Consider the following 12,829-nt stretch of genomic DNA (forward strand, 5'->3'; position numbering starts at 1 on the left):
TACAGTTTATGCTATTCTAACTCTTGTCTCTTTGGTAATCCTTCGCAGGTATATTCGTAATCGATACCTTCACCTACATAAGCCGCCCATGTGGTCTCACTAAGGTTTTCATCTATCACCTCATACCCACAAATCGCCTGAGCCATCTCATCTGGCTCTGTCGGCCACCATCGAATGATTCCGTCACCTGCTCCTGTCATCAGGTGTTTACCATCTGGAGCAAATTGAACGGTCCAAACCCAACCTTTATTTCCTGCATTATCCAAGCTTTCATGGTCATCTAGATTGATAGGTAAATCATTGAGATATTCCATCACCCATATTTTTGCTGTTCCATCTAGACTAGATGATGCCAACAAAGAATTGTCTTCATTGAAATCAAGCTCGGTAATCGACGCACTATGGCTAGTTAATTTTTTAATCGTTCTATTGGCTACCAAATCCCATAGGACAATATCACCATCATCATCCCCAAACGCCAGTACATTACCGTCATTGCTAAAAGCTACAGCACTTACTGAAGCTCCCTGTTGGACGTATAACGAGCTTTCCTCAAAATCATTTTTCAAATCCCAAAGATACACGCTACCTGCATCGCTACCGCCTGCGAGATACCTCCCATCAGGACTGATCGTCAATGATTTAACTCTAGAGGTGACGCGTGCGACTTCTACACTCTTGTTAAAATCATGTAAACGCACCACTTTGTCACTAGCTGTATAAACAAACCCTTTATTATCTCCCAAAAAGATCAAATCGAAAACCACGCCGTTATGATCAGTAATCTCTTTGGGTAGTGCCTCAGGATTCTTGAGATTATAGAGTAAGACATTATCATTGTCACTACCTACAGCTAACCATTTCTCGTCAGGACTAATATCTACGACACGGTTAACCTGCTTATCATTGAGTATCTCCTTGTTCGTTTTATCTTTTAGATTCCATGAAAGAATGCGCCCATCACTGGCCGCAGAGAACATGCGCTTGCCATCCTTAGAGAACTTGACAGACCTCACTGCTTCGGAGTGACCAGGGAAATGATTGTACACTGACGAATCTCCACCGGTGAGTGCCTTTGTAGCATAATAAACCCCCGCGTATATATCAGGATTGTACTCCTTATTAGAATACTCATCGTCAAACAACCAAGCTTGACGCGCTATGACTGCCTGCTGCTCTACGTCATCATCAATTTTTTGAGACTTGATGGCCATGGAGTTAGCAATCGCCTGATAACGAAGTGCTAGCGCGGCTAGTCGCTGTTCATTGGCGACCTCCGCACTTTTCGCAGCGGCAAGCTCAGCAATCTTTGCTTGTTCAGCACTTCGCTTGGCTTCCTCTGCGTTTTCATTAGCGCGTACTTGGGCTGCTTCTGCCCGCTGTCTTTGCACATCGGCAAGGCGCTTTTGTTCCTCAGCCTTTTGTTGTTCAATCTTGGCTAATTCTGCAGCTTCCTGTGCCAGTCGGGTTTGCTTTCGTGCTTCTGTTGCCTTTTCGGTTGCTTTCTGCTCTTGTTCCTCAGCTTTCTTTTGCGCGATAGCTGCTAGTTGCAAGTTGGCTTCTGCTTGTGCTTTCTGCTTGTTCGCTTCTCCCGCTCGTATCTGTGCCAATACCACGAAGAAAATACAAATCAACATTGCTACCCCGAGCACGACAGCAACCAAACGTGAGCGCTGAAGGGCTCTCTTTTGTAGAAGCTCTTTGTTTCTTTGTTCAGTTTCGTAGGCTTTCTTACTGGTCTCTAGGAACACCATGGTTCGCTCAAAAGCAGGCTCATAGCGCTGCCCCCAGACCAATGTAGGCTTATTTTCCTCCTCCCAGTTGAGTGCCAGTTGTAAATCTGGCATCTTCCACAAACCAGCTCGTCCGAGTTGGAACCTTTCAGCAGACTCGGACAGTTTCAGATACATCTCTGCCGAGCGTGACTCTTCGTCCAACCATGACTTTAGGCGTGTCCATATCCTCATCAAACTTTCGTGAGAAATATCAATAACAGTATCTGAATCTAACCTAACCCCATGTGGTGGCATCAACAATGTCCTACCAGGTTCTCGGAATTTATCCACTACTCGTCCTACTTCGTCCTCTGTCACACCTGCAATAGACGCAATCGTAGAAACTTTTGTAGGTCGCCTAATACCTGACGATTCCGTCCCCCGCTCTGTCAATGCCTTAAACATGGACTCACAAATCTGTTGCTCACGTTTAGACAGAGAATCAAACGCTTCATTAGCATGCTGAGAAAGTGCCTCTCTCAAGGTTCCTACCGCATTATAATGCTTGAGGTCCATGGGTTCCTCTTCACGACGATGCTCCTTCCAAAACTGCCATGTACGCATGAGCGCATGCTGTAGAATTGGTAGTTGATCAGGGTTATCTCCTACGTCATTGAGAAGTTGCTGTGTGAGTCGTGGGGCTATCTTCCCTCCTCCTACTGCCACAGGTCCTTCTATAGCTAGACGCTTCTGGTCACGTGTCATCTGAGGGATGAGATAGTGACTATCGTTAATCATTTGCGTCAGTTCAGGAAACTGCGCACAATCACCGATAAAATCGGAACGCATCGTTAGTGCCACATAGATCGGAGCATCATACTGATGAACTGCCTCCAACAACAAGTTGACAAATGCGGAAGATTCATCCAAGTCCGAAGACAGGGTTTCTAATTTTTTATATCTAAATAGCTCTTCAAATTGATCCACTAAAATCAAGACATTCTCCTGATCAGAAGACTTGAGCTGTTTGACTGCTTCTATTAGACCAAGAGAACTACTCCTCAATACCGTAGAAGTAATTGTCTTGCGGATGAGCTTATCCTCATCATCTATACTATTGTACTGCTCATCTTTGAGCAAAAGTGACTCGGCCAGATTATCAATCGGCCCCCCTCCTGGTCTGGTCACGACAATGCGCCAGTTAGAGCCAGCCTGTGTCATAAAACCACCATAGAGAGTCGGTATCAGACCACAGTACATCAGTGAAGACTTTCCACTACCCGATGCTCCTAAAATCCCCACGAACTTATTCTCCGAAAGCTTCATGAGTACCTCATCACTTTGGCCTTCCCGTCCAAAAAACAAATGGCTCTCCTCTATCCCAAATGGTCGAAGACCAGGAAAAGGATCTACGAACTGTGCAACATCTGATTGCCCATATTCGTCGGTTATCATTTCTTTTTCGCTCATATTAATTTTCCAGTTTAGCTAAGAATGGTTCGAGAGTATTGGGAGAGAAGTCACTATCTCCTAACACCATAGTTCTGGTCAATTGAACATTCTGATTTATTAGTTTAGTCTTATCTTCTGCATATATTGCTGATGCTCTCATCGGCTTGGTTCTACCAAATCCTGGCGCCTTCAGGAGATCTTGGAGCTTCGTTCTGATCCAATCTTCGGATGATCGACCGAAATAAATCAACGAGGCATCACAACGTCTCAAATTCTCCTGATGCAAATACCTTAAATCCATTAATTGTCCTTCGAAAAGAGTAGTCACAACATTATAGCCTTTCTTTTTCAGGTACTGAAATACAGGCTGAGAGGCTTCTACATCGAGTTGATCACAGATCAAATAAATAATGTTGCCCTCATCTGGCAAGGACTCATCACGCTTTACTTCCTTGGCCTTGAAACGACCTCCTGTGACCAATTCCTCTCTGATGATAGATTTCAACTCTTGTAACGGGATTTGAAGAACTTCTGCCTCATCCAAGGCAGCTGCGTCAGTTTTCAGATCTTCAATAAATATTTTTTGTCTCTCGGTGACATTTTTCAAATCTGGGGACAGCCAAATCAATCGACTGAATTTCTCAGAAGTATGGTCTCTCTTATTCTGCTCATGCATCTCGAAAGTATGCATAGAAGCCAGTTTATTCTGAATATCAACAATAGACAGCTCTGACCCTCGAGGGGAGTAACCATAGTCCTCTCCTATCAAGTGAATAGACAGACAACATGCTGCCAAATCACGCTTCACAGCTGACTCCAAAGCATGTATTTCTTTAGGGAGAGACTGATCTGGCAACACACGATAACCATGACGAATCAACTCTCTCTTGACAATGTCTCTCTGTATGATCATGTCCACCCCAGAGTTTGCGAGATAAATGGTTTTCTCTCTAGTCACTTCTGACACTACGGTCTCCTTAGAAGTCACTTCAGACATTTTCTTTTGAATCTGATGAATATCATAGGCCATATCCACCATCTTCATCCAGTAGCTTCGTTCAGCTTCATTACCAAAAAACCGTCTAAACTCCTGAGGTTCACCTGTCAGTGAGTCAATCTGATAAAAATCATAGGATAGAATATCCGAATAGTCTGGTAAATATTCATCTACATCAATGGGGAATTTGATCACTTTGAGGAGCCTTGATAGCCCATCCATTTGTAGGTTGTTATTTTCTTTGGCCGAACTGGCGAATAGATTGACCCCATTGATAAGGGTCGGGTTGCTCAAAAAATGTTTGGAAAAAATCGGAACTAAAACAGAACAGCCATTGTATAAGTCCACATGACTATCCTTTTCATTCACCATTTTTATCTTAGACTTTGTGCCTGACACCTGCTCTACGAGCGTAGACAAGAACCGGTAAAAGTTAGTGACCCACCCTTTACTTCCTCCACCAATAGGTTCGTCATCCAAGGTATGGTATGCAAGCAATATGTCGTGTTCAAATTTCATTAACTATTTGTTTACAGGTGATTATCAAATGAATATTGACTCCTCTTCTTCCTCAATTTCACTTTCATTAACTATAGTCAAAATACCGTCCACCATCTCTACATTGCGAGAGACAGCATCGTATAATTCATCTTTTCCTATGGTCAGTAATAGACACTCCGTCTCTGTGGTTAGGTTATATGCATATCGATCAGTTGACAAAATCATTTTGTGTCCCACAATCCCGCGTTCCTCTATGATTCTAGATGTACCATCCTCATAATCTACTCGCAATTGTCCCTTTAGTACTATATACACAGGCATGCTGCCTGAGTCTCCAATCTCCGCTACAGTGGTATTATTGGCCACTTTGATCTCATCAAACCTACTTGATAGTTCCAAAAGAATAACCCCAGGAATACCTTTGAAAATCTCTATTTGCTTGAGCATAATCGTACGCTCAATGATCAACAACTTCTGATGATAGCCTTCTTCGTTGGTTTTAAACACTGGAGGCACAATATCCTTATCAAGCTTCTTTTTCAACGCAGGTCTGAGTCGCTTAGTATGGTATTGATAAGTCTCATGATCCAGTTTATATATCGCAGCTGCTGCCGTTTGCACCATCATATAGTCTGGATTGAACAGGTTAGCAATCAAATCATTGGTCACTTGTTGCCCTCTTATTTTTGACAACTTATAGATTGCCAAACACTTCGTATACTTATTGATATTATTATAATCTCGATTCACGATCTGCAGGAGTAAATCCGAATAATCCTCGAAGTTTTCTGGCGGGAAGTAATTATTCAACTTCTTCAACTTCTCCTCATCTGGCAGATCATCCAAAACAGAAGATAGTTTTGGTTTTAGGTTTTCATCCACAAAAATATCCAACATTTCTATACCAAAAGACACACTATCTGTGGTACCCAAATCGATATTATCCCTAACCAGTTTGATACTCTGTGCATCGTATATCATAGATAGCAACATAAAGATCAGGTCGAAATTTTTCTTATTCTCCTCTGCAAAGGCCGTATGAATCATACGATCAAAGAAATCTTCTTCTGGCACGTCTTGTAGTGCCTTGATGTTCCATGCCAAATCACTGATCGTACTTTCAATCGCGAGTCTAATTCGTGCTGCTTGAAAATCCTTCGCTTCAAAACCAATATAACTGAGAGACAAAAGCAGTTCTGAGATAATGTTTTTATCTGGAAATTCTATTTTCTTCCAGAGCATCTCGATAGCTGTCCGTCCTCCTACTTTCCCCATAATCTGAACAATACGAACCATGGTATCCAGATGCTGCCCTGTCTTGTAGAAGGCCGAATCTATGGCATAAAAAACCGTTTCACCAGACGCGATCAGTGCCGAATCAGCATAATTACTATAAGCAGGGATATGAAGGTTCTCTATCAATACATTCCAAAACTCTGGACGCTTCAACTTACCCGCAGTGGTGATGGCTGCACGGCGAACCGACGGATTAATATCTCTTAGCAATTCGGTCAAAAAAGGCACAAACTTATCATCATCCAATTTGGTCAGTACACGTGCTGCATAGATCCGATCTGTAGTTTCTGTGGATCGCACGAGTTTTTTGATTCCTAACTCGGTCAACTCATAATCCTCTAGCTCATGAAGTATCTCGATAGTCTCGGCAGCTACACCTCTCACCTCGGCGTCTTCTTCCTTCTTAATCTCACGCTCCAAAATATCTAATGTATTGAAACTCATAAGGAAGCCCAACCTGTTATAGGCAAATAGCCTTAAGTCTTTGTGCTCGGACCGAATAAAATCCAGCAATGAGAAGTCCAACAAAATAGGCTCCATCTTCTCCATGAGCTTGAGTGCATTCAAAATACGATCAGGATCTCGTCGTCTCAACTCCTTCTTGATGATGTTGATCGTATTCTGATCATTCTTAGTACCCGCTCCTTTGAGCTTGATCTTTTGATCTTCTAGCGTAATGAGCAACTGAGACTTATACTCGATATACAGCTTACCAGCATAATAGATAATAAACACTGCCAGCACCAAAATAAAATAAGCATAGTGTATCAACTCAAAGAAGGCCAATAACCCTAGTCCAATCTGCAAACCACCAGCTACAAGAATGGCAATCTGATTAACTACCCCTTCGATACGTGACTGAATATCAAAACGTATCTTGACATCAAAAGGCAGGAAGAAAAGCTTAAAAGCGGGATTTTCGAGGGCGTCTTTCAGAGATGAAGTAAACACTTTCCCCACCACTAGAAATATAAAGAAAAACAAGAACTCGTCCGTCTTCTCTTCGTACCCGAACACATGCCCAGAAAATATTGCACCTATTGTAAACAATCCCAGTACTAGCGGCATCACCATCAGTGAGACCCTCAACCCGAATCGCCCAATGATAATATCATTAATGAAACTTTGGATAATGAAACTAAGTACCATTACCGCCGCATTCGCAAATGATAGAAAATTTCTCAACTCGGTATCATCTCCCGTTTCCCTGTCTACTGGATACATAATCTCCGTCGCAGAGATGTAGAGATAGTTTGCAAAAACCGCCGAACTCATGGAAAACACCATAAACAAGCATAGCATCCGCATATACTTGTCTCTAAACAAATCTTTATAAGATACCTCCCGCACTTTGAAAGTATCGTCCTGTCTAATCTTCGTCGCACTGTCAAGGTTATAGTCCTTTACTATCCAGATAGTAAGCAACAGTACGCCAAATGCCGATACCGCAGAGATCATCAGCAAATCATAGGTTTCATCTACAATATGAAGTCTCGTCAAAAGTGGAATTGAGAAAAAAGCTAACATCGTAGCAGTCAATTGTCCTGTATCGATACCTCCAATGGTACGTTTGGCTTGTTTGAGATCGAAAATCCTACCAAATATCCCCCAGAAACCGAGTAAAGTGATAGCCGAAATCGGACCATTCATTACAAAGAGTATAAAAGGCAAAATATGAAAGCCCTTATCCGTCTGGTTGTAATCAAAATACCAAAAGGCGGCTCTCAAGAGCGCAATAAACAAGAAAGTCAGAAAAGCATTAGACACGACGAGCGTCGAAAAGTTGGATCGTTTCTGGATATAAACATAGAGTGCTGTAGTAATCACTCCTAGAATCCCTGTAATAAAGAAGGCGTCATCAAGATACTCCTTGCCCACCGTACTGATAAACAGAGTCTCTGCACCCACTAAATAGGTCGCTAAGAATACTCCCATGAAAAACCCTTTACCCAAAAGTAAAAGCATGGTTTTCTCTTCGCCAGGTTTCCCTCCAAGAAAGGCTAAAAATGATTGAAGCACGTTTGAGCGTAAAAGTTTAAAATATCCTTTAACTAAGCGAACAGCTATGTACAAAACTATTCCAATATATAATTGGACTTTTCGAATACTAAACTTATTCTCTTCCCACTCGAATGCTACTAATTGATAAGTTTAAGTTCTAATTAGTTGGTTGAGTACAGTATAGCTAGTTCGTTCAATATTCAAACTTAAGAAAAAAAACGAAATAGAACCTATATAAAACCGCAGAACAGAGAGTGATATGGATATAACCATGCGAAATATTCTCTAGTATAAGAATCCTACAAAATAGACAGTATATAATCCTACTTTTTTGGATTATTGTAAGATTGGGATTTTGTATCCTTGATAATCAGGAGAATATCTCAAACCTTTTAACTTTACCTCAACATTAAACCCAAATACATAAATGCAACAATTCGGAATTATTCCAGACCCACATGGCAGTGCGGCATCTGGAATTCAAAAAGCGGCAGAGGTTCATTGGAACTTGACACCTTCTGCATTGATCGAAGAAGCGCTCATCAACCAAGAAGGCACGCTCACTAGCACTGGAGCACTCATGTGTGACACAGGCAAGTTTACCGGCAGGTCTCCAAAGGATCGATTCATCGTGGATGAGCCTGAGTCTAGTTCACACATTTGGTGGAATGACATCAACCTCCCCTTTGAAGAAGAGAAATTTCAGCAGCTACACGAGAAAATGTTAGCGCATCTAGCGGGTAAAAAAATCTATGTAAGGGATGCCTATGCAGGAGCTGACAAAACCTACCGGCTCAACTTACGTGTGATCAACACACTCGCATGGCACAACCTATTTTGTCACAACATGTTCCTGAGACCTGACAGCTACAAGCTCAAGGAGTTTAACCCCAACTTCACCATTCTATGCATTCCGGAATTTGAAGCTGACCCATCGGTAGACGGAACACGCAGCAAAAATTTCGCTGTGATCAACATGAAGAAACGTGTCATCCTCATAGGAGGTACAGCCTACGCTGGCGAGATGAAAAAGGGGATTTTCTCCGTACTCAACTACCTACTCCCAGTCAACGAAAATGTACTATCCATGCACTGCTCTGCTAACATGGGACTACAAAAGAAAGACACCGCCATCTTCTTTGGATTGTCTGGCACTGGTAAAACGACCCTATCAGCTGACCCGAACCGTGACTTGATCGGAGATGATGAACACGGCTGGACCGACCAAAACGTTTTCAACTTCGAAGGGGGCTGCTACGCTAAGGTCATTGACCTCAAAGAAAAGAATGAGCCCGACATCTTCCGTGCCATCAAATATGGCGCAATCGTTGAAAACACACGCTACCACGAAGGAACACGCCTCGTGGATTACGAAAATGTATCGGTAACAGAAAACACCCGTGCAGCCTACCCTATCGATCATATAGCCAATGCAGCTGATCCATCGATCGGTGGTATCCCGAGAAACATCTTCTTCTTGACTTGTGATGCTTTTGGGGTCATCCCTCCTATCTCTAAGATGAGCAAAGGACAAGCGATGTACCACTTCATCTCAGGCTACACTGCCAAAGTCGCTGGTACAGAAGCTGGTGTCACCGAACCTCAGACCGTATTTAGTGCCTGCTTTGGAGCGCCCTTCCTCCCTTTGCATCCCACCAAATATGCTGAGATGCTCGGTAAAAAGATGGAAGAAAATGAGGTGGATGTATGGCTCATCAACACAGGTTGGACTGGAGGTCCCTATGGTGTGGGTTCTAGAATGAAGCTCAAGTATACCCGAGCGATGATTTCTGCAGCACTCAATGGGACTTTGGACAATGTAGGATTCAGAACACACTCGATCTATGGGGTTCAAATCCCGATGACTTGCCCAGATGTACCATCGGAGCTACTAAGCCCACGAGAGACTTGGAAAGACGATGATGGCTACTACGCCAAGGCCAACGAGCTCGCGACTAAGTTTAGAGAGAACTTTAAGAAATTCGAGGAATATGCCAATGACGAAATCATGTCAGGGCAACCTGTCCCGAATTTGAACTACAAAAACAACTAATGGAAAGGCGGTCGAAAGGCCGCCTTTTTACATGATCATCCCGACAATCGTGGCAGACATGAGTGAAGCCAGCGTCCCTGCGATCAAGGCTTTGAAGCCCAACTCTGACAGTACCACTTTCTGGCTCGGTGCTAAACCGCCAATCCCTCCGATTTGTATCCCTATAGAGGCGAAATTGGCAAATCCACATAGCATATAAGTCGCCATGATGATGGATTTTTGTTGAGTGAAAGCACCCAACTCTTTGAGTCTCGCTAAGCTTTCGTATCCTACAAACTCGCTAGCGATGATCTTCTCCCCTAACAAGCGACCGACTAAGGTGATATCTTCCGTCCCTACGCCTATGAGCCACATCAACGGTGCAAAAAGATACCCTAGCAAAAACTCCAAGGATAGCGAATCATAGTTGCCATTAGAGAATGACGCAATCGCCTCATTCCAGTTGGTCACATCTCCGACTTTGAATAGGACGAAGTTGAACATGGCTAAAAAGGCAAAGAACACCAGCAGCATCGCACCGACATTCAAGGCTAATTTTAGCCCTTCGGTCGTGCCATTCGCCATCGCGTCTAGAAAATTCGATCCTACATTCATTCGTGTGATCTTAACCTCTGAGTCTATAGACTCGGTCTGTGGATAGATGATCTTGGATATGATCACTGCTCCTGGGGCAGCCATGATAGATGCCGCCAGCAGATGCTTTGCAAAAATCAATCGCTGCACGGGATCGCCTCCTCCCAAAAAACCAATGTATGCTGCCAGTACCCCACCAGCCACAGTAGCCATGCCGCCTGTCATCACCAGTAGGATCTCGGAGCGATTCATGTTATCCAGATACCCTTTGATAAGCAGCGGCGCTTCTGTCTGGCCCAAAAATATATTCCCCGCTACACTCAGGCTTTCCGCACCACTCAGCTTGAGTGCCTTGCTGAGCAACCATGCCAACCCATATACGACCTTTTGAATCACACCTAAATAGAAAAGCACACTCGTAATCGCTGAGAAGAATATCACAGTAGGTAGAATCTGTAGCGCAAAAATGTAGCCCATAGAATCTATATCCATCAGACTACCGAACAGGAACTGACTCCCTATCTTGGTGAACTCCAAAACCTGTGTAAATATCCGTCCTACAAATTCGAAAATCGCGCGTACAAATGACAAGTGCAATACGCCCATTGCCAAAGCTACCTGAATGGCCAACCCTATCCCGACAACCTTCCAGCGTATCGCGCGACGGTTGCTGCTAAACAACCATGCTATCAGGATCAACACCGCCATACCCAGCATACCACGCAACACCGACACCACTCTATTTTCCTCTTCTAGCGGTTGGAGTTGTTCCCCCATGACAGACTGAGCGATTATAGAATCTTGTGGAGCACTGATCACCGTATCGATAGGTACCGGTGCTATTGTAGATTGTGCAGGGATCGTATCTGCTAAGACAGGACTCCAGACCAAACACATTATGGTCAGAAGTAAAAGAGCGAAACTTCTAAATATCATCAAAGGGCACCTTAAGGCTAAAAGTAGTGAGTTAAACCAAACGCTAAATTAACAGCCGTTAACATTGAGGACAAAGCATTTGCAGGATAACTTTCCTTCTAGGTGGGAAAAGGCATAAGAAATGATTCCCACCATCAGGAGATTATAGGAGTGTCAATCAACTGCGACACGCCAGTAGAGCAGCTAATATCCAAAAGAGGTTTGTTCTCCTCATCCCGAATGACCAATTTTGGCAATGAATACAAAGACACATGAAAATCCACTTCGAAAACACTGTATATAGTCCGCAGGAGTTTGTCCAACTCGCCAGCACTGTCCCTTCCTATGCCGCGCTGTTTGCATTCATCGAGGGATGGCTATCAGATCAAAAGACCTTCCATTTTCAGTCGTCTGGCTCTACGGGAAAGCCAAAAAAAATAGAAATCAAACGTAGACAAATAGAAACCAGTGTCTTCGCCAGTGCCAGAGCACTATCCCTGAGTCCCAAAGATCGGGTATTGCTCTGTCTGAGCCCTGCTTACATCGCCTCCACCATGATGATGGCCAGAGCGCTCATCCTCGACATGGACATCTACATCGAAAAACCCAGCGCTAACCCGCTGCACCTGCTGGATCACCCTATAGACTTTGCGTCCTTCGTCCCTTTCCAGATCTACAAAATGATCGAAGACCGCAGCTTTGGTCAACTGGAAGGAATCAAAAACATACTCATCGGTGGCGCACCACTCTCTGGCGAAGCTTTTGATATTTTGTCGTCTCTCAACACCAACATCTACCTGACCTACGGCATGACCGAGACGGTCAGTCACATCGCACTCATGAAGGTACAAGGCAAGAGCGAAGACGCATACTATGACGTGATCGATGGTGTCAAAATAGGTCAAGACGAGGCACAATGCCTCAACATATCAGGCATCATCACGGACAATCAACGCATCCAAACGACGGATGTCGTTCAGATTTTGTCTCCCAAGAAATTTCTATGGCTAGGCAGGGCGGATTTCGTAATCAACTCTGGCGGCATCAAAATCCATCCGGAACAGTTGGAAAAAACCATCGCATCGCTACTACCCCAGACGCACTACTTCATCAGCAGCGTAGCAGACACGCAGCTGGGCAGCAAGTGCGTATTGATCACAGAAACTGCCATCACCGATGCGCTCTTCGGTCAGATACAGGCACTGATCACCGATCAGTTCTCCAAACACCACAGTCCAAAGGAACAGCATACCATCACGCCCTTTATCACGACCGAAAGCGGAAAACTCAACCGAAAAACCACCATGCAACAGCTACACTAGAACT

Annotated in this window: 6 protein-coding genes; 2 read left to right on the forward strand and 4 right to left on the reverse strand. The window is 43.8% G+C overall.

What is annotated here, in order from left to right; genetic code table 11:
• Positions 1 to 11: 11 nt before the first annotated feature.
• The 3 genes from BGP76_RS09950 to BGP76_RS09960 are packed head-to-tail and all read right to left on the reverse strand — an operon-like array spanning position 12 to position 7,980.
• Positions 12 to 3,185, reverse strand: a complete 3,174-nt coding sequence (locus tag BGP76_RS09950; RefSeq protein WP_073125491.1) for a hypothetical protein — start codon at positions 3,183 to 3,185, stop codon at positions 12 to 14.
• Between the two features lies 1 nt (position 3,186).
• On the reverse strand, positions 3,187 to 4,683 hold the full coding sequence (locus tag BGP76_RS09955) for a hypothetical protein (RefSeq protein WP_073125488.1): 1,497 nt from the start codon (positions 4,681 to 4,683) through the stop codon (positions 3,187 to 3,189).
• A 24-nt stretch (positions 4,684 to 4,707) separates the two neighbouring features.
• Entirely contained in the window at positions 4,708 to 7,980 is a 3,273-nt protein-coding gene (locus tag BGP76_RS09960) for a HEAT repeat domain-containing protein (RefSeq protein WP_119844553.1), read from the reverse strand.
• Positions 7,981 to 8,389: 409 nt separating this feature from the next.
• Between BGP76_RS09960 and pckA the strand changes: the two genes are divergently transcribed.
• A complete protein-coding gene (pckA, locus tag BGP76_RS09965) occupies positions 8,390 to 10,015 on the forward strand; it encodes a phosphoenolpyruvate carboxykinase (ATP) (protein WP_073125482.1) in 1,626 nt (541 codons plus the stop codon).
• A 27-nt stretch (positions 10,016 to 10,042) separates the two neighbouring features.
• On the opposite strand, the gene BGP76_RS09970 is transcribed toward pckA, so the two are convergent.
• Complete coding sequence (locus tag BGP76_RS09970) at positions 10,043 to 11,524, reverse strand: NupC/NupG family nucleoside CNT transporter (RefSeq protein WP_119844554.1); 1,482 nt, start codon at positions 11,522 to 11,524, stop codon at positions 10,043 to 10,045.
• Between the two features lie 251 nt (positions 11,525 to 11,775).
• Between BGP76_RS09970 and BGP76_RS09975 the strand changes: the two genes are divergently transcribed.
• Positions 11,776 to 12,825, forward strand: coding sequence for an AMP-binding protein (locus BGP76_RS09975; RefSeq protein ID WP_073125477.1), 1,050 nt, complete (start codon positions 11,776 to 11,778; stop codon positions 12,823 to 12,825).
• Positions 12,826 to 12,829 lie beyond the last annotated feature (4 nt).

The sequence above is a fragment of the Reichenbachiella sp. MSK19-1 genome, assembly GCF_003590315.1.
GTDB classification, from domain to species: domain Bacteria; phylum Bacteroidota; class Bacteroidia; order Cytophagales; family Cyclobacteriaceae; genus Reichenbachiella; species Reichenbachiella agariperforans.

Coding starts and splice junctions, on each gene's coding strand:
- BGP76_RS09950 (WP_073125491.1), bottom strand. CDS start 3,185: ATGAGCGAAAAAGAAATGATAACCGACGAATATGGGCAATCAGATGTT.
- BGP76_RS09955 (WP_073125488.1), bottom strand. CDS start 4,683: ATGAAATTTGAACACGACATATTGCTTGCATACCATACCTTGGATGAC.
- pckA (WP_073125482.1), top strand. CDS start 8,390: ATGCAACAATTCGGAATTATTCCAGACCCACATGGCAGTGCGGCATCT.
- BGP76_RS09970 (WP_119844554.1), bottom strand. CDS start 11,524: ATGATATTTAGAAGTTTCGCTCTTTTACTTCTGACCATAATGTGTTTG.
- BGP76_RS09975 (WP_073125477.1), top strand. CDS start 11,776: ATGAAAATCCACTTCGAAAACACTGTATATAGTCCGCAGGAGTTTGTC.